Consider the following 19866-nt stretch of genomic DNA (forward strand, 5'->3'; position numbering starts at 1 on the left):
AACCATTCACTCTCGGCATTCACAAGGGAGGACCACCCATGGCAAGACCACATATAATCCTGTTAGGCCTCTTGGGGATTTTAGAACTGCTTGCGCCTCTTCTCCGGGCTGCCCCGGGACCGGATGTCACTCCTACGCCAAACCAGCAATCCCGATCGCTCCACCTGGAAACCGTGCTGACACTCGTGGAAACCCAACATCCCCTTTTGCATGGAAGCCGGACGGAAAAACTGGAGGCGCAAGGCAAATTATTAAAAGCCATGGGAGCATTTGAACCGACCTTGGTCAATGATTGGGAATTGGAACGGCTCGTGAAAGACGGGCAGACCAAGAGTGTGGGGTTTAACGACACGCTGATCCAGGCCCGCCATCCCTGGGGAATTCAAGGGTTTGCAGGCTGGCGCACCGGTATCGGAGACGTGGAGGTGGCCGACCTTGGAGTTCAACGCACAAATCAACCTCTCCTCGGCATCGTGTTGCCTCTCCTTCGAGGCTTGGGAACCAACCCCGAACGCGGCGAATTGGAAAAATCCAAACTCGCTGAACAAGAAGCGACCCTGAACATTCAACAAACGCGTCAGGACCTGTATTTGGGTGCGGCGACACAATTTTGGAAATGGGTCGGGTCAGGGAAGATTGTGGTACTGCAGCAGGAAGCCTTGGACGTGGCCAAGGCACGTTTGCAGCAACTCACCCGTCAGGCTGCAGCAGGGGCGGTCGCGGAATTTGACGTCACTGAAGCCCACCAGGAAGTCCAACGTCGATTGGAAAACCTCATTAAGGCCAAACGGGAAGCCGAACAGGAACAGTTCAAACTCTCCCTGTTCACCTGGAACAATAATGCCCTTCTCTCCTTCGACCGGTATTCGATTCCTGAATTCCCGATCCACAATGCGTCAAGCCAGCAGGCAGGCGGAGAACCCGAGACCGAGCTGGCACAACAACGCCGACCCGAAATTCTTCAAGTGTCCCTTGAAGCCGCACGTAACAACATTGATCTTGGCGTGGCCAAAAACAATTTGCTCCCTGATCTTCGTGCGGAAGCCGAACCCACACGCAAACCCGGAGAGTTTGTGCTGGGGCTGGGGTACCGATTTGGCGTGCAATTGAGTTTTCCTTTTCTTCAACAGGACGCCACCGGCCAAAAGCTTCAATTAGAGGCCAAGGCTGAACGATTAGTGTGGCTGCAACGGTATCGGGTGCAACAGGTAGCCCTGGATATCGACAACGCCCGGTCGGCCCTGGACCGGGCGAAAGAACGCATAGAGGCGGCATCCCAATCCCTCGCCTATGCCCGTTCTCTGGTGAAGGGTGAACGAAAACGCTTTCAAATGGGTGCCACGAATTTATTGTTTGTCAATCTTCGGGAACGAAATGTGGTCGAGGCCCAAATCATTCACATTCAGGCACAGGCCGAATATCAACAAGCCAAAGCTTTTTATTCATGGGCTATCGGCGAATGGACACAGCCTGCGACCTGAGGACGTCAAGGACACGCGATGCACAATGGCTCTTCCCATTCCGAACGATCCATGAATCAGGAAGTGCTTCAACATGTGGCTACCTTTTTCAGACAGGAACGCCAGATCCTGCTCACGATCATCATGTATGCCTTGGCCGTGGGCCTCTTTTCCCTGATTATTCCTCTCACGGTCCAAGAGCTGGTGAATACCTTCGCCTTCGCCATTCAACCGATCATGGTAGTCACCCTGGTCAGTATCATGGCCGGTATTCTTTTATTTGTCGGGATTTTCAAAGCCCTTCAATTTTTCGCCACGGATCTCCTTGAACGTCGTATCTTTGTCCGGTTCACTCTGGCCTTTGCGCGAACCTTTCCGTCGATTCAGGAAACCCAATTTCGTAGTGAATACGCCAGCCGGTTTTTTGAAATTATCTTTATGCAGCGAGCCGTTGCCGCGTTATTAGTGGATCTTACCAATGTGGCAGTCGGAGGAGTCATCGGCATGACCTTGCTCGCCTTGTATCACCCGTATTTTCTTTTCTTTGATCTTCTCCTCTTGCTCGCGGTGGGCGTCATTGGCATTTTGGGGCACGGAGGACTCCGGGCTACCCTACACATGTCCGAGGCAAAATATGACACCTACCATTGGTTTCAGGAAATTGCCGACAACCTCAGCCATTTTAAATCCAGCCTGAGCCGCGACCTTATTCTGCAAAAAGCCGATTCCCTGGCCCACACGTATGTCCATACACGACAATCGCGTTTTCGCATTCTTGTTCGACAATACATCGGATCCCTCCTTCTTCAGGTGATCCTGCACACCGGCCTGTTGGGCACAGCAGGCTGGTTAATGAGCAAGGGGCAACTGACACTCGGTCAACTTGTCGCGGCGGAAGTCATTATTGCCTCCCTCCTGTTAAATCTGGAATCGGTGATCAAACGCACGTATGTCATCTTTTATTTTTTAACTGCCTTGACCGAAATTCATCATATTTTTTCTCTTCCCAAGGATCAAAGACCGACCACTCAATTTGTCCAACTGCCGGCCACCGGTTCTCCTCAAGGATTGGCGCTTTCCCTCTCCCATGTGCGGGGCCTGCCTCCGCCATGGCCACCCACGCTGGAACTCAACATGGACCTTGCCCCGAGTGAAAAATGGGCCATCGTCTGTGTCACGGAATCCCAACGGCTGACGGTGTCCAGACTGCTGGCCGGATTGGATCATCCACCGCAAGGATCCATCCGGTACAATGGCATCGATGTCCGTGATCTCCACCCCGACGAGATCAATGGAGTTCGCGGGCTCGTCTTGAGTCGACATATGACCCTCTTTGAGGCCACCCTGATGGAAAACGTCACCCTGAGACGAAAAAATCTGGCCACAGAAGATTTGTTGTGGGTATTGGATTTGGTGGGCCTACAGGAGGAAATCGAACACATTCCTGACGGATTACAAGGCATGGTTCAATACGGCGGAAAAAACTTTTCTCCAAGTCAAACGATTCAAATTTTATTGGCCCGGGCCCTGATCGCCCGTCCAAAGCTGGTAATTATTGATGGGGGTCTTCATGAAATTTTTGCTTCCCGAAGGGAGTCCATTCTGAACGCGATTTGCGACACGAAATACCCTTGGACGGTTGTTATCGTTACAACCGATTCCAATATTAAAAAATTTGTGCAGCAGAGTATTGTATTGGAGTAACTGGTAGTTCTTAGCAAATCCTAGTCAACCCCAATCGTTCAGGCAGATGTTTACCAAAGAAGCTGACTTTTTATGTATCGGCAGACGTCCGGCAGGTCAAGGGGCCGCCGATTAAGTGAGCAAATTGGGATTGCGGGTGGGAGTCATTGAAAAGCATGGGGTACTAGGGGCTCGTATATCAACTCGGGAACGATTTCCAGCAAAACATCAAGAGGCGGAATTGGCTTTGAATCCACCCAATCCCGGAAGCGTATGATTAGCGCTTCATTCGATTTCTCCTGCTACCATGGGAGAATTGTTTGGCATGGTGAGTTCCCTTGCCAGGCCAGAATCCCGGATTGTCGAAAACCAATTGTTACGGAAAACCGTCACCTAAATGCGGGAGTGACGCATGGTTTAAACATTCCAATTTTGTCAGACTCAAAAATCAGCTTAGATGGATAATGGATGAGATGATTTCAAACATTGAAGACCGCAAATTTGATGGGATAATTGAAAAGTCGACCGTGCCGGTTTTGGTGGAATTTTGGCAACCAGGCTGTGGACATTGCCGCGCTCTGACCAAAGAATTGGAGCACATCCAGGTAGAATTTGGGAAACGCCTTCTTATTCTCGCAATGAACGTGCAGGAGAATTTTCTCATTCCCGCCGAATTGGAGATTCAATCTCTTCCAACCTTAGCCCTATTTGTGAATGGGGAATTCAAGCGATTCATTGGTGGAATCGGGAAGAAGAACCTGATCCTCGAGCAAATCTTTCCTTGGCTTGAGGATTCACACACTGCCTAAAATTAATATAGATCCTCACGGATTCCTACAAAACAACGTACACCAGAAAGGCTTCGCATTTGCATTGGCTTTCTTCGCTCATGCTAGGATGGTCTGCTTCCTTCACCTTACATGCCTCTTATTCCATAGTCTCTCTTCACAGCCGATTGTCTAAGGTTTCACCCTTTTCCTTTCACGCCGGAGGGACTGTAGGGATATGATGTCCAAGAGACATTAAACCATATAGAGACAATGGCCCCTGATTTAAATTGGCATTCTAGGGGGGAAACGGACTCAAATAATCAATGTCGAAGAATTCCGGATTCGTTTTTTTGCGACAGATTAGGAAAACCAGTTTCTAGAGGGTCATTAATGCGGATGGTCTGTCTGAAAGTACGATTCTAGAGACGCAGTCTGGTGATGGGATTTTTTGATCTCCCAATGCCGACCATAGATGGTCTAACAAGGCTGAACGGACTCCAACGATTGAATTCCTCCGTAGGGACAAGTCTCACGATTACAAAGCCCACTCGATCGACCATGCCCATGGCTATTGAAAACGTGAAGGAAATTCTCTGATTAAACCTATCTTCGATTATAGTTTCAAGCACCGGTGTCTTCGACTTTCCCTCGAACCCTGTGCGTGTTTATTAGGAAAAAGTCCGAACACACGATGACACTGTTGACATTTTCATCCGGGGCAATTGCTTTGACCTGAAATTGAGGATTAGACTGGTGTCAGAGAAGGATTGATTGTCGATCATTTGAGGAGGATCTTACATGCCATACTCCAATCCATTTGCTCCGCGTTATGCATTATTGGCCAGCTTGTGTGGTCTGGTAACCCTTGGCGGCTGTGGCCAAGACTATACCAACTCAATAGGTGAAGCCGTTGCCAATGAACCTCCGCCTCAAGTACTTCCTTCAAATCAACAATCATCAACATTTGATAACACAAAGAGTAAGCCGGCATCACAAATATACGACTTCATCATGGAAGATATTGAGAATAAACCTCGCTCACTCAACGAGTTCAAAGGACAGGTCATCATGATCGTAAATACGGCAAGCTTTTGTGGGAATACGCCGCAATATGCCGGACTACAAACATTATATGAGCGATATCGTGATCAGGGGTTTACGATTTTGGCCTTTCCCGCAAATGACTTTGGCAAACAGGAACCTGGAGACAACAAGGAAATCGCCGAATTTTGCTATACAAAATATTCCTTGGAATTCCCGTTGTTTAGCAAAATCACGGTGGTTGGAGAACAGAAGCACCCTCTCTATCGCTATCTCACCGAAGACACCGACTTTACAGGTGAGATCACATGGAATTTTCAAAAATTCCTTATCAACCGAAAAGGGACTGTCATTGCGCGGTATGATCCTAGACAGAAGCCACTGTCCCCAGAAATCGTCAACGATATAGAAAACACCTTGCAATCTTCCTAAATCTAAGATCGTTTCTTAATATTATTGCTACTCATAGAAATAATCCTTGCTGAATAAAAGTGTTTTCCAATTTGTGAGCACACTTTCTTCGTCGGACTCTTTTTTTGGAGATGATTGTTCAAAAACATCCGTTCCGATCTTTCCTAGACCAGGGACGGGACATCCAAGGGTTTGGGATGCTTTTAGTCCTGGCAGGCACCTTGGATCTAGTATGGATAGCCAGCTACCCTCACTATGCACTCAAGATTTTCGGAACTACATTCAGCGGATGGGCAGGAGAATTGGTGAAATACCAACACCCTTTTATCCATTGGGCATTGGGATATGGTTTTTTGAAAAAAAACTTATGGGCATTCTGGGGCTACTTACTCTATCTTGGTCTCGGCTGCCTCAGTGAGTTGACGACCCAAGTAATCGAAGGACTCCATTCCACCCGGACATCCATGATTCTAGTTAGTCTTCTCTTTGGAAGTTACATTTTCCTACGGCGTGAGGTGTTTCTGTCTTCTGCCCCCTAAAAGATGAGTTAGGCTATTTCAATAAAGTGGCACCTATTTAAACATGACCATTTTATAATTGGAAAGCACTCCAAGACCAATGACAGAAATTTGAAATATGGAAAAGGGACGACGTCCAAATAGGACAGAGCCTACTGAAGATGTGTCTCTCAAAGGAAACAAGGGAAGAAGTAATAGGTAATCATACGATTGAGGAGAAAAAAGCAGAATGAGAAAAAGAAAAAATCTAGATGAATTTATAAAGTGATTCTGGGATGTATAAATGCCTTTTCGTAAATACCATGCCAAGAAGATTTCCTTCCTGCATAAGAATCTGATCTCTGACCTTTTTTGCGACAGCCGAACGGGTTCGTTCGGCTTCAACCACCAGCACAATACCATCAACGGTTTCACAAAGCGCCAAGCTATCTGCTGTGACATTGGCCGGAGAAGAATCTATGAGGATGAGGGAAAACTGCTCACGAACAATTTTCCACATATCAGTAGGATTGTAAAAAGTGCGTGTCGTAAGAGCTGACTGAACTTTAGAAGATAATGTAGCTAGGAAAAGATTCGATTGTTCAACCTGAGAAACGACACCATCAAGCGCCTTCCCATCTTTTAATACATGATCTAAAGGAGTTTTAGCCTCGATCCCGAATGCCTGATACTGACAAGGCTGCATAAGATCTGCTTCGACAAGAAGAACAGGCTTATTACTGTGCTGAGAGGAAACCAGAGCAAATTCCCGAACAAGGGTGGAGGTGCCTTCTCCCCTTCTTGACCCGATGAACTGAATGACGTTTTTGTCAGGACTTGGAAGTAATGCGGCGATATTTTGTGCCATGACCATTAATTCGGATTCACCATATAGCCTTGGACAAGACGTTGTATTTCTAACTTGTAATAAAGAAGGGGACGGGATGGATACAGAAGGAACTTCTATTGGCTCCTTTTTTGATTCATTGCCGGCAGCCAGCTTTTCTCCATACGCAATCTGAAGGGCATCGTAAATTTTACTCATAATGTTGTCTTATTCTTTCACGTACTCAGGTAACACAATTTTTTGACCTGGAAGAATGATATCGGGATCGCTGATTTGTGGGTTATGCCGTCGGAGCCATTCCACATATTGCCGGCTTGAGGAACCATAGGCTTCGTTGGCAATTTGACTCAAATTATCCCCTTCTTTGACCGCCCTGGTAATTGGTGAACCCTGGCTTGGCTTTGAAGCTACCCCGGTTTGATCCCTGAGTTTACCATCAGACTTGGAGGTTTCTATTACCTTTTCGACGGATTTTTTTGTCAGACCGGAATCCACTCCCCCTTTATCCGCATGAGGAATGGGTCTTTCTATTTGAGAGACAGATGAGGCCATAGGGATTGACTGCTCTTCAATTTGCCCTATGTTTTCTTCGGACATTTTTTCAGAGGAGGTCGCCCTCGCATTCTGGCTATCACGTTCGCTCAAGCCTATTTGGGATACTCCCACGGTTCCAGGAAGGAATATCGGGCTTAACAAAAAAGCCCCAATTGCCAAAAGTATGATCACGGCAACACCGACCGCCCACTTCATAAGATAAGATGAACGAGAGCCATCCAAGTCAGCAAGAATTTCCCGCACCTCGCTTACAGAAACCGGTTTTTGTTGCCTACCATATCCAGTGATCAGGGCATTATCGCAAAGAATATTAATTCTACGTGGAATGCCCTGAGCCTCGCGAATAATAAGCTTCATGGCTCCCTGCGTAAATAAAGGGGCCCCGGTGGTTGAAGACAGTGCAACCCGATGTTCAATATATGCTTGGCTCTCTTTGGGTTGCAGCGGGTGTATCGTTGCACGAAGGGCAATGCGTTGGTTCAAGGACTTCAAGGTAGGATGATTGAGTAATGCTGTTAATTCCGGCTGCCCGATTAAAACAATTTGGATAAGCTTGTCTGTGGATGTTTCCAAATTAGAGAGCAGCCGTAACTGTTCCAAGGTTTTAACCGGCATATTTTGAGCTTCGTCAATGACCAGCACAACCGTGCTGTCCGACCGGTATTCCTGAATCAATGCTTCCTGGAGTTGATTGACCATTTCAGCCGAATCTTCATGAGACGGAACAAGGTCAAGGCTTCGAAATATATCGGTCAGAAGCCCGTGAAATGATAAAACTGGATTAAGAATGTAGACTGTTTTCTGTTTTCGGTCACTTGTCTTTTCAAGGTACGCACGAATAATCGTCGTTTTTCCTACGCCGACTTCGCCATATATGGCGACAAAGCCTTTTCTTCTCTCAATTCCATAGATAATCGCCCCCATCGCTTCCTTATGGCTGGGGCTTAGATAAAGGAAATTTGGGTCAGGAGTAGTATGAAATGGTTCTTTTTTGAGACCGTAAAACGCTAGATACATAGTGATAAATTTCTGTTTACAGCTTTTGCCCGAAAGTAGCCAGGAGGGGGAGATTTAAATCGTTTGCCGCTTGTTCCGGGCGAGTATAGGCACCTTGAAAGTACTCTAGGAGAAGTCCAAATCCAGTTCCAGCCAATATCCCCAAAATAGCTCCCAAAGTTACAAGCAATATTGGAGAACGTCCCGCTGGCCCACCGGGTACCTCGGCGCGTTGGATTACACTAATGTTGGCCATTTTGAGCCGGTCCATTTCTTCAGATACATTCGCTTCTTCTACTCGAGTAAGATACAAATTGTAATTTTGCTCATCTGCTGCTCTCTGCCGCTCAAGGACAATCAGTTCTTTATTTAATTCATCAAGCCTCTGGATTTTTTTGTCCAGATCCTCGATTTGAAGGGCAATCACCTGACTGCTTGCCTGGAGGGTCGTTGACTCAGACACGGCTCCCAGCCTCTCCTTTTCAAGCTCGCTGTACATCGCTTTCTTTCCGCTTGCTATGGTATTAGCGCGCTCGTTCTTCTGTTCGGCAAGAATAAACTGTTCCACCTGGTCAATTTCTTTTCGAAGGTTCAAAACAGGAAAACTAGTTTCGGTGTATTTTGCTAGAAGCTTTTGTTCTTCCCGTTTCAGAGCAAACAATTCCGCCTTGGCTTTTTCCAGATTACCCCCTTCTTCCACCGTTGATACAGAAATATTATCGAGAATAGTTTTCATCTGAGTTTCCAGGGAAGCGATTTTACCTACCAATCCTTGCAGCTTATTCTTAGTCGTTTTGTATTCACTATCCAGTGTGGCCCGTTGATCCAGAAGACGGCGTTGTTGTTCGACAAGAGGGGAGGAAAGATCATGCCTATGCTTAAACGCCTGAAGATTTGCTTCCGCCTGTTCCAATTTCTCCTGGTAGGTATGTAATTGCTTCGTTAAAAACGAAGCCTTCGGATCGCTAAACACTTGAAGATGCTTCTCTTTCAATAAGTCAACAAGGAGATTGAGTGCTTCAGCTGCTACCTTAGGTCGGGGATTTAAATATGATATTTCAAGCACGCTCGAACCCTTGACCGGGGTGGGCAACAGATTTTTCATAAAAGTGGACACACCCTTCTCTAAAGGGTCTTGAATCTCCAATGAAGGATCCAAAAATTCCGGATAAACTTTTTCAACACCTAAAGTACTCACGACCCGTCTTATGAGGTCTCTACTAGAAATGATCTCCATTTCTGATTGAAGAGCAGCCTCCTCATTATATTTAACAAATTGACCTTCTTTCCCTACTTCAGGACGGAATACATGTTCCCTCCCAACCTTCAAGAGCAAACTCGTTTTAGCCTCATAGAGAGGGACCAACGTAAAGACATACCCTGCGACAATCCCAAAAACCAACAGAAAAATAGTGATTACCTTATTTTTATGCTTAAAGAGAGCGGTCAGGATATCTCGTAGACTTCCCAAGGGGTAAGGCAAACCCTCATCCGCTGCATAAACTTCAGGTTCCATATGTTATTTCCCTACAAAATTTCCTTCTGCTGCTATTGTGCCGGAATCTTCTCCAGGCACATTTGTTGAGCGAAGAAGGACGGCTACTTCGGGATTTTTGAGTTGCCCAGAATACGTCTTGATTAAAATCGCTCGAATTTGTTCTACAGTATGTCCAACAACAGTAATTTCTCCAACCAACTGCAAGGCGATCCGTCCATCAGGCCGGACTAGAACTGTTTCATTGAGTTCGGGATTAAAAAAGAATTTAATATCGAGCTGATCCCCGACCTGAATTTGATAATCTTGTGGTGGGGTTTTACCTACTTTGGTGAGGTAATTGATGTAATTTTTTTCATCTGCTGTGACTTGGCGCCGAAGTTCATCGAGTTCCGGCCCCAAATTTCTCAGCCTATTCAGTTCCTTGTCCACTTCAGCAATTTGTTGCTTGATCACGCCACTTTGGGCTTCAGCCGAAACGAGGTCGGCTTGAGTGTGAAATAATTGCATTTCCATCTCAAGATAGAGCGGATTCTTGCCAGTGGAAACACTTCGTGCCACCTGAGACTCCTGTTCCTTTATGAACTGATTAATCAATTCCATTTCTTTTCGAATTGATTGAACATGGGGGTTATTCTCGGTGTATTTGTTTAATAATTCCTGTTCTTTTAATTGGAGGCTCAATAAATTATTCTTGGCTCCACCAACTACACCTTGCTCTGAAGCCGAACTTGATAGAGGAATCTGTTCAGGAATCTGGCTTATCTGATCCTGAATCCAGGCGAGCTTCTCTTGAAAGCCCTTTACTTGATTTTCGGCCTGCTTTAATGAGTCGTCCAAAGATTTACGCTGTTGAAGAAGATGATTCATTTGCGTTTCAATTAAAATTATTCCATGCTTCCGTTGAAAATCTTGAAGACGTCCCTCGGATTCTTCCAGACTTTGCTGGTAAGAACGAAGTTGTTGCTTCATAATCGAAAATACCTGATTGTCGGAATTTTCAACATCTGCCGGACTCGAAGCAGTTCCGGTCACTGGTCCCCCAGGGTCCGCATAAGAGAAACCCTGGAAAGCCAGGGTACCCCCAAACACAATGATTACAAGTAAAAAAGACAATGAGATTGTCATAACTAGACTATGTCTGTAGAAAGGTCGAAAAGCTAATTGAGGCTTTATAATATTCACGGTATTCCTTTCATCCCCTTTCAAAGCAAATCTCTTAAAATGCTATAAACTCATTAATTATAGAAAAGGGCTGAGCCTGGAAATTCAAGTAGCGTTCTTACACTCTTACACTTGCAAACATATTGACTTACCAAAATGACCTGGGCACATAGACCATATCAGACGGAAGCAGTCGAATATCCTGGCTCAAATCACCTCCATTGAGGGCCCCATCTAAATCCACATTAATGACAAACCTCTGACCATCTTGATCCTCTCGGATGACTTTTACGTCGCTTTTCTTCGCCGTGTCTTCCTTCATGCCCCCGGCACGCGCAATTGCTTGCAATACGCTTAGGGATCCAACCATTTCATATTCCCCCGGTGTTTTGACCTCTCCATCGACATAGATTCTATAAGGCTCCCGAATCGAACGAACAATGACGGCAATCTCTGGATTTTTTAGTTGCCCAACATATTTTTTCTCCAAAACGCCTTTGAGTTGCGCTGGGGTGAGATCTGCGGCTTTAACCTCATGAACTAATTGCAGGGAAATATGTCCATCAGGCCGCACAACTAAATCTTCTTCGTTTAACTCCGGATTAAAGAAGAATTTTACGCTCAATTGGTCGCCGGGTTGGATGATATAACGCGGATCATCAACGCTAATTTGTTCATGCTCCTTCCCATTACCCATAGATGGATGTTCAACATTAGTTTTTCCAGCCAAAGCAGGGTAACCATTGGGTTCCAGGCTTGAAGCATCTACTGTTTTCATCCCCTTCCACCCTGAATTACACCCACACAGAAGAATAAATGTGGTCACAACAATTAGAATTCTCATCCTCTTATATTCCTTCATAAAGTAACGAACCTCTCTGACCCCTCTATGGTCACTCAATTGCACCATAAAACGTCCTGATAGAGGAACTTAAAATAGGACTTCCCCGCATCATTAAAAATTTTATATTTTTCATACACTTATAGCATCACGCGAAAAACTATTAACCCTCAATGTACCAAGTTTAGCTTAGGTACATTTATCAATATATTTTTCATCCGAACCATAAATGTTACCTCATAAAACGAATTTCTATCAAGACCGATAAAAATTGAACTTTATCCCCTGTCGGAAGTATTGGTCTGGAAATTTAGAACGACCCTGACTTTAACCCCTTTAAGTTCTCCACCAGAATCGAATCAACATGCCATCATCCACCATCTTTCAGTCGCAGGATCTAGCTTGCCTCATCAATGAATTTGATATTCCTCACTCATCGCTGCCATTTCCAAAATTTCAGGACGGTGAAAAGTTGGCACCAGCTGCTGAAGAAGAAGTTCAATCACCGAGGGAGAATGACCCAATATCTGCACATCCTCCAGCTTGCTCAGAATATTATTCAAGAATGCCGGATCAAGGGATTGTCCCGATTGAATCCTGAGGATTTTATCAATTGATGAAGGCACAGCCTGCTCACATTCCCCAACCAATTCTTCTTCGAGTTTTTCTCCGGGGCGAAGGCCGATAAACTGGATAGGAATATTTTTCTCCGGCACATGACCAGAGAGTCGAATGAGGTTACGCGCAAGGTCCACCAGTTTAATTTGTCCTCCCATCTCCAGGACATAAATCGCCCCTTGCTCGCCAAGGGCTGCAGCCTGCAATACTAAGATCACTGCTTCTGGAATCAACATAAAGTAACGGCGCACCTCCGGATGCGTGACGGTGACTGGTCCACCGGCCTTAATCTGTTTTTGGAAGCGGGGTACGACACTGCCATTACTGCCCAAGACATTGCCAAAGCGAACGGTCAGAAATCGAGTTTGACTGTGACTCGCCATGGCCTGGACAACCAATTCCGCTACCCGCTTGGTCGCTCCCATGACACTGGACGGATTCACAGCCTTATCTGTCGAAATCAACACAAAATGCTCGGCGCCGAAGTGGGCGGCCGCTTCGGCCACTAAACGGGTCCCCAGGATATTGTTCTTGAAAGCCTCCCCCGGGTTCACCTCCATTAATGGAACATGCTTGTGAGCCGCCGCATGGAAGATTATTTCCGGGCGGTACGTTTTAAATGTCTCATGGAGACGGGGAACATCCGTGATATCTCCCAACACTTCATGAAGCACACCGGAGTTACCTTGGTCGGTCAGCTCCCCTGCAATGGCGTATAAGCTATTCTCGTGCCGTTCATATAGGATAAGTGCTTTGGGGGCAAGCGCGACAATTTGGCGGCAGAGTTCCGAACCAATAGATCCGCCAGCCCCTGTTACCAAGACCCGCTTCCCATCGATTAAATTTCGCACTGGCTGAGGATCCAACCCCACGGGGGGGGCGCTGAAGCAGGTCTTCAATTGCGAGATCACGGATTTGACTGATCGTGACTTTGCCTTCCAGGATATCGCCTAGGTTCGGGAGAGTTTTGATGCGAACGTTAAAGGGGGCCAGCAGTGCGGTAATATCTCGAAGAACCGCTGAATTTGTCCCAGGCAGGGCTACCAACACTTCCTCGGGTTTGTGCGTGTGAAGAATCCGTGACAGATCCTGGCGTGTTCCCAGAACTTTGATACCATGGATGCGCTTGCTTACTTTCGAGACATCATCGTCCACAAATCCAATGGGCGTATAGGAGGAAGTGGAATGTGATTGCATCTCCCGAACGATGTTTTCCCCTGCATCGCCGGCCCCAATTATTAGAACTCGTTTTGTCTTTCTCAGGACCTTCCGTTCCCGAAAGATTCGAACCGCAAGCCGGATCCCACAAAGAAACCCGATCAACAGGATACTATCGATAATAAAGATAGACCGGGGATAGCCGGTGATACCGAATCCCCATTTGACGAGACCATAGAATACTATGGTTCCAGCCAACACCCCACCCGTAATTTTCTTTAAATCCCAAATACTAATATACCGCCACAGGCCTTCATTGAGGCGAAAGATCATAAAGGCAATCCCACGAATTACAAGCAGCCCTGGCAAAGTCTTGAGCAGAAGTTGGCTGGCGTCTTCGGGGATATGGCCGTCAAATCTCAACCAGAACGCCAGATAATAGGCCAACACAATCAGTGCCAGATCCAACGTAATAATGATGGGTCGCCGATATTTGGTAATAAGCTGGAAAATTACGGATCCTTCAAGAAAAGCCACCTCATCATGATTGTCACGATCGGTGACCTTTAAAATGACGCTTCGCAGGCCCAGCAGTTGCAATAACGTCTGGGCAATGACGGCAAGGTCAAATGCTAAAGAGGCATGCTCGATATATAATTTGGCTAATCGGATTTTTTCCGGCAGGATGGTATTCGTGTACTCATCTTCGGGTTTGTCTACCTTTCCGAGCATACCCTGTTCATCAATGTACTTCAGAGAAGCCAGGTCCGTTAAACCAGGCCGGACCGTCAAAACATCGTGATAGTCCTCTTTGAACTTTTCGACATAATAAGCCACCTCAGGACGTGGGCCGACCAGACTCATATCCCCTATCAAAACATTGAACAGCTGAGGAAGCTCGTCAAGTTTCAACTGACGCAAAAAACGTCCAATGCGGGTCACACGCGGATCTTCGCCGATGGTCAGCTCCCCTCCCTTTTGGGAGGCGTCCAATGCCATCGTGCGAAACTTATACAGACAAAATGGCCGAAACCCACGACCCACGCGCACCTGTCGAAATAAGACAGGCCCTCGGGAATCCATTTTAATAAGGAGGGCGAGCACGACAAAGAGGGGGGTACACACCACTAACCCTAAAAACGCACCAAGAGTGTCAAACACACGCTTAGTCATCAACGATACTCCTGAATGGACATTGCAACCACTTCGCTGGAATGTGGATTTTGATCTCTGTTATTTTCCAATTAGATGGAAAAGGAGAGCTACCACCATAAGGAGGGGGGGAACATACCATGTATCCACTAAAAAGCTTCAAGAATCTAAGTCTCAATATCTCAATTACTTATCGCCTGTGCGATTTGATAAGGGTTATAACCACCTCAATGACTTTTTGGATATCGACTTCTGTCATTTTAGGATAAATGGGGAGAGATATAATGCGTTCAAATACGGAACTAGCCACAGGGAAATCATTGGGGAGATACCCGTAATTATCCCTATAATAGGGGTGAAGATGCAAGGGGATAAAATGCACACTCGTTCCGATGCCCTGTTTCTTCAGAAGATCAATCATTTCGTTCCGTCCGACCCGCAACCGTTCCAGGTCTAACTGAATGACGTAGAGGTGCCAGGCATGCTCCACATCGTCGGCAACATGGGGTACCGTAATTTCCGGAATATCCTTAAAACCTTCATTATAGAGGCTGGCGTACCGCTGGCGGATCGTTCCAAAGCGGTCGCATTTGTGTAGCTGGGGAATTCCTAGTGCTGCCGCAATATCCGTCAAATTATACTTATACCCAGGATAGCAAATCTCGTAATACCAGGTTCCTTCAGGGGTATATCGATTAACGGCATCCCGCGAGATGCCGTGCAGACTTAAAATTCGCATGCGCTCTGCCCATTCGGCATTTTCGGTCGTGGCCATCCCCCCTTCACCAGTCGTGATCGTCTTGGTTGAATAAAAAGAAAAGCACGTAATATCTCCCAATGACCCGACCATCCTTCCACGATAACGGGTCGGAAGAGCGTGGGCAGCATCCTCAATAACCTTCAAATGGTGAATTCTGGCAATCTCCAGAATGCGATCCATTTCACAGGGCTGACCAGCATAATGAACAGGTATGATCGCTTTTGTTCTCGGCGAGATCGCTTTTTCAATCTGGCCTACATCAATATTCAAGGTATCAGCCCGGCAATCCACCAACACCGGCTTCGCCTTGAGATAATGCACCACCTCTGCTGTGGCGGCAAAGGTCATGGTGGGCACAATGACCTCGTCGCCTTCTGTCACGCCAACGGCTTCGAGGGCAAGATGCAAAGCAGCCGTACAGGAATTCAGGGCCACAGCATGTCGAGCTTCTACCCGGTGCGCAAACTCCGCCTCGAACTGCTTAGTCTTTGAACCTGTGGTTAACCACCCTGAACGGAGGGTCTCGACCACCGACTGAATTTCTTCCTCCCCAATATCAGGAACATGAAAGGGTAAAAATTGGTTCATCCTGTCTTACCTCGATCGATGAATAGGAAAATAGAGAAAATTTTACATCAACTGTTTAAAAGTGAAGAGAGATGGGTTTTTACTCGTTTACCTAAGCCCAATTTGATGAAACTCGACCCCAACCACAGCATCTTTCCTTACAAGAATGCCTATACCTTACGAATGACTCCGAGATAATGAGTATTGAATACTTTACATCGTTCGAGAAGGTAACAAGCCAATAAGGAATAAGGCGCAAGCAACCGAGCCAGAGGGGGAGCCAGAGTGATGCGTCGAAGTTCAATTCGACAGCCCGAAAACAGCTGCTTGATTTTCCGTTTATTTATCCCCTGAACATCAGGGTTTCTGGGATTATTCACATGAAAGTCATACCAGAGAATAGCTCCATTTTCCTTTATAACTCGGAGCATTTCTAGGGCAATTTGTTGCCTCAAAGTGGGATCAAGTACGGAGGAAAAAACCGTAGACTGGAGAACGATATCAAACGACCCATCCCTAAAACCAAGCTTCCCCGCACTCCCACATTCAATTTCTACTCCTTCAGGGCAGAGTCTTCTAGCTACTTCTACGCGATCTGAAAGAAGATCTATCCCTGTAATATTTTTGGGCTTGGCACCCCATTTAATGAACTCTCTAAGCCAATATCCTCTTCCACAGCCAATTTCAAGAATTTTTATGTTATCTAAACAAGCAAACCCATGTTGCTTCAGAGCAACCAGCATCCGCCGTTCTTGTTCCTGCACCATAAAAACATAGCTTGGATTAAACCACGAATAAAAAGTATTTTCTGTCCGCTTGGCATAGGCGGCTTGAATCCGAGCTTCTTCAACTTTTTCGGACGCAGAGGATTGATCATCCATAGCACCACCTGCATCCCAAATTCGCGACTGCCCCTAAAAATGAATTTCTTACGAACATCTAAATATTGAGAAGAGATCGCGATTTGAGTGAGTTCGTTAAGAAGTTCATCATGACACTGTCCAGGCAAAATCAAATAGCCCGATCTCACTCATCTTTTCCGGAAGCTATCATCTTTCTTTAAAATATCGATATCCACCTTGCAAACCCTCAAACGATGATAGGCCATACGCACAGCACAATTCCCTTCACCAGGTGGGTGGGTAATCATACTCCCCGCACCACCCCCTCTATTTTAAATATTAATGTGCTTCAGAAATAACAAATGCAAAACGCAGGTTGAAAGAGGTTTGTCGAGAACGATTCAAAGGCCTAGAGGTTCTCACTAAAAGTCTGGCTGCAAAGTAGAAAATAAAACTATGCCATTTCCAATCACGTATTGAGAAGCGCCGACTTCAATCCGCCAGATTATCACAAAGAGAGAAAATTCTACAGAAAACAAGGGAAGAAATCAGCAAGCCCACCGACGCCACAAAAATGACTGGTCGGAATCAGAGATATCAAATATCTTTCTGTCGCTTTAACTGATCGTTTAGCTATCCTCCCAGCTCTTTTTCTAACACATCAACAATCCGACCGGCCGCCCTTCCGTCCCAAAGCGAGGGTGATACGGCGTGTAAAGACTTTTGAGAGAGAGCATCTCTGGCAGCCCCGACAATACCTTCCCTGGTAACTCCTGCCAGCCGATTAGTTCCCGATTCTATGGTAATGGGACGTTCGGTATTGGGGCGTATCGTGACACAAGGTACACCCAAAATCGTGGTTTCTTCCTGAATTCCACCTGAATCGGTAAGAACCAACCGAGACTTGGCCATTAAGGCCAAAAAATCCAAATAACCCAATGGTTCGATGATTGTAATAGAAGGCCAATCAGGTAAGGCTTGTTTAAGTCTGTCACAAGTTCGGGGGTGCACGGGAAACAAAAGAGGCAGATCGGAAGAAACTTTCTGCAGGGCCAAGCCAATCTCGGTAAGAGTGGGAAGGTCATCGACATTGGCAGGCCGATGCAGGGTAACTAAACCATAGCAGTCGGGTTCCAGATGAAATCGCTGCCAGGGTTTCCCAGCCAGGGCCTTATCAAGATGGGCCATCAGACTATCAATCATCGTATTTCCAACAAAGTGAATCTGACTTGAGGAAATCCCCTCCTTAAGTAAGTTAACGTTTCCACTTGGTTCCGTCGTGAAAAGTATAGATGAAAGGTGATCGGTCACGATCCTATTAAGTTCCTCGGGCATGGAACGGTCAAACGAGCGCAAGCCCGATTCCACATGAGCCACCGGAATGTGTAGTTTGGCAGCAACGAGCGCACAGGCAAGTGTCGAATTAACATCACCGGCAACGACAACCAGAGTGGGATTTTGCTCCAGACAGAGTTTCTCGAAAGATACCATAATACGGGCTGTCTGTTCTGCATGCGAACAAGATCCTACTCCCAAAAAAGCATCCGGTTTGGGCATACCCAATTCATCAAAAAACACCGTCGACATTTGCGCATCATAATGTTGTCCCGTATGCACACAAAATTGCCGCAATCCACGCCGATTGAGTTCGAGGATAACCGGCGCCATTTTCATAAAATTGGGACGGGCCCCTACCACGGTACAAATCTTCATCATAAGCAAGTTTCCAAATGGTCAATGAAGCGCCCGGCAATGGTGGTCCGATCAAAATATTGTTCAGCCACTCGACGACCATTCTCTCCTAAGGTCTTACGAAGGTCAGGTTGGGTAAACAAAGTCCGAATGGCCTGTACCAGGCTGGCGACATCTCCCGGCTCTACCACCATTCCAGTTTGGTGGTCGCGCACGATTTCTGCTGCTTCGCCACCCGCAACCAATATCACTGGACGTCCGCTAGCCATGGCTTCGTATAACTTGGAGGGGACCGCTCCAGTGATGTACATCTTTAGTGGAACCAATATAATATCGGCGGCGGCAACCAACGCCGGAATCTCCCGGGCCGGGCGGGATTCCAGAAAACATACGTTATTTAAATTATCCTGTCTGGCCTGCTCAACCAAGGAATTTTTCCTGGGGCCGCTTCCAATAAGTACAAACTTCAAATCGTCCTCTTTCCGAAGCAGTTCTGCCGCAGCCAGTGCCTGCTCCAAGCCTTGAGCCAGACCATGTAACCCGGCATATAACACTATACAGTCTTTGCCCTTGCCTATTGTTTCGGAGGCTTCCTGGGTCTTTCTGTCAGGATGAAACACTTTGGTATCAACGCCATTGGAAAGATGAAAAGTCGGACGATCAGGAAAGCGGGTCCGAATGTCCGCCATGATACTCTTGGATTGGCCCGTTATCAGCCATGCCTGCTGATAGCAAAACTTTTCCAGTCGTGCGCTTAATTGATAGGCAAAACTATTCTTATCCAAAACTCCTAACTCCACTGCCGATTCAGGCCAGAGGTCTGAAACATTAAAAATCATTCGCGTCCGCTTCAACCTGCTTAACCAAAATCCGGACAACCCTAAAAAAAGTGGGGGGCTTTCGACAAACAAATAATCAGCTCGGGGAAGAACAAAGGAACCCAAGAAAGCTGACGACAGGGCAAATGAAAAATAGTTCGTTAATCTATAGATAAAGTTAGCTTTTTGTGTCGGATAAATGAAAGTCCGAATAATATCTATCCCCCCAGAAGTTTCGCGTCGAATAACTCCACCGTATCCGTCGAGAATTTTTCCTTGGGGATAATTAGGCATGCCTGTCAACACCGTGACAGAATGACCGTGCTGGACAAAATGACGACATAACTCTGAAAGTCGCGCCTGTGGTGCTCCAACTTCAGGTGGGAAGTATTGGGTCAAAAATACAAGGTGCATGTTTTTTAACCCAAGTAATGCCGAGTCAAATTACACTCTGAGGAAGTATTGCAATTCAAGCCATTTGGAATTTGGAGATTAGACG

Annotated in this window: 15 protein-coding genes; 4 read left to right on the top strand and 11 right to left on the bottom strand. The window is 46.4% G+C overall.

Features of this window, described 5'->3' with window-relative positions; all coding sequences use genetic code 11:
* The first annotated feature begins 38 nt into the window (after positions 1–38).
* The 4 genes from PP769_RS19355 to PP769_RS19370 all read left to right on the top strand — a co-directional run bounded on the left by PP769_RS19355 (position 39) and on the right by PP769_RS19370 (position 5386).
* Positions 39–1481, top strand: coding sequence for a TolC family protein (locus PP769_RS19355; RefSeq protein ID WP_312643454.1), 1443 nt, complete (start codon positions 39–41; stop codon positions 1479–1481).
* Between the two features lie 18 nt (positions 1482–1499).
* Entirely contained in the window at positions 1500–3164 is a 1665-nt protein-coding gene (locus PP769_RS19360) for an ATP-binding cassette domain-containing protein (RefSeq protein WP_312643456.1), read from the top strand.
* A gap of 452 nt (positions 3165–3616) precedes the next feature.
* The gene (locus PP769_RS19365; RefSeq protein ID WP_312643458.1) at positions 3617–3952 is read left to right on the top strand and encodes a thioredoxin family protein; all 336 of its coding nucleotides are present in this window, start codon (positions 3617–3619) and stop codon (positions 3950–3952) included.
* Between the two features lie 759 nt (positions 3953–4711).
* A complete protein-coding gene (locus PP769_RS19370; protein WP_312643461.1) occupies positions 4712–5386 on the top strand; it encodes a glutathione peroxidase in 675 nt (224 codons plus the stop codon).
* A gap of 744 nt (positions 5387–6130) precedes the next feature.
* Here the strand turns inward: PP769_RS19370 and PP769_RS19375 are convergent.
* The 11 genes from PP769_RS19375 to PP769_RS19425 all read right to left on the bottom strand — a co-directional run bounded on the left by PP769_RS19375 (position 6131) and on the right by PP769_RS19425 (position 19781).
* The gene (locus PP769_RS19375) at positions 6131–6907 is read right to left on the bottom strand and encodes a P-loop NTPase family protein (RefSeq protein ID WP_312643463.1); all 777 of its coding nucleotides are present in this window, start codon (positions 6905–6907) and stop codon (positions 6131–6133) included.
* 9 nt (positions 6908–6916) lie between these two features.
* Positions 6917–8281 (bottom strand): AAA family ATPase, encoded by a 1365-nt coding sequence (locus tag PP769_RS19380; RefSeq protein WP_312643465.1) that lies wholly within the window; start codon positions 8279–8281, stop codon positions 6917–6919.
* A gap of 16 nt (positions 8282–8297) precedes the next feature.
* Positions 8298–9776, bottom strand: a complete 1479-nt coding sequence (locus PP769_RS19385; protein WP_312643467.1) for a GumC family protein — start codon at positions 9774–9776, stop codon at positions 8298–8300.
* A 3-nt stretch (positions 9777–9779) separates the two neighbouring features.
* Positions 9780–10790 carry a polysaccharide biosynthesis/export family protein gene (locus PP769_RS19390; protein ID WP_312643469.1) on the bottom strand — a complete coding sequence of 337 codons (1011 nt, stop codon included), beginning with the start codon at positions 10788–10790 and terminating at the stop codon, positions 9780–9782.
* Between the two features lie 277 nt (positions 10791–11067).
* On the bottom strand, positions 11068–11763 hold the full coding sequence (locus PP769_RS19395; protein WP_312643471.1) for a polysaccharide biosynthesis/export family protein: 696 nt from the start codon (positions 11761–11763) through the stop codon (positions 11068–11070).
* Between the two features lie 407 nt (positions 11764–12170).
* On the bottom strand, positions 12171–13199 hold the full coding sequence (locus PP769_RS19400) for a UDP-N-acetylglucosamine 4,6-dehydratase family protein (RefSeq protein ID WP_312643474.1): 1029 nt from the start codon (positions 13197–13199) through the stop codon (positions 12171–12173).
* Positions 13114–14709: a sugar transferase gene (locus PP769_RS19405; RefSeq protein WP_312643476.1), complete on the bottom strand. Its 1596-nt coding sequence runs from the start codon at positions 14707–14709 to the stop codon at positions 13114–13116. The genes PP769_RS19400 and PP769_RS19405 overlap by 86 nt, the downstream gene beginning before the upstream one ends.
* Positions 14710–14878: 169 nt before the next feature.
* Positions 14879–16036, bottom strand: coding sequence for a DegT/DnrJ/EryC1/StrS family aminotransferase (locus PP769_RS19410; protein ID WP_312643478.1), 1158 nt, complete (start codon positions 16034–16036; stop codon positions 14879–14881).
* 149 nt (positions 16037–16185) lie between these two features.
* Positions 16186–16896, bottom strand: a complete 711-nt coding sequence (locus PP769_RS19415) for a class I SAM-dependent methyltransferase (protein ID WP_312643480.1) — start codon at positions 16894–16896, stop codon at positions 16186–16188.
* A 594-nt stretch (positions 16897–17490) separates the two neighbouring features.
* Positions 17491–18573 carry a non-hydrolyzing UDP-N-acetylglucosamine 2-epimerase gene (gene wecB / locus PP769_RS19420; protein ID WP_312643482.1) on the bottom strand — a complete coding sequence of 361 codons (1083 nt, stop codon included), beginning with the start codon at positions 18571–18573 and terminating at the stop codon, positions 17491–17493.
* Positions 18570–19781 carry a glycosyltransferase family 4 protein gene (locus tag PP769_RS19425; RefSeq protein WP_312643484.1) on the bottom strand — a complete coding sequence of 404 codons (1212 nt, stop codon included), beginning with the start codon at positions 19779–19781 and terminating at the stop codon, positions 18570–18572. The genes wecB and PP769_RS19425 overlap by 4 nt, the downstream gene beginning before the upstream one ends.
* Between the last annotated feature and the right edge of the window lie 85 nt (positions 19782–19866).

The organism is Candidatus Nitrospira allomarina, assembly GCF_032050975.1.
Taxonomy (GTDB): domain Bacteria; phylum Nitrospirota; class Nitrospiria; order Nitrospirales; family UBA8639; genus Nitrospira_E; species Nitrospira_E allomarina.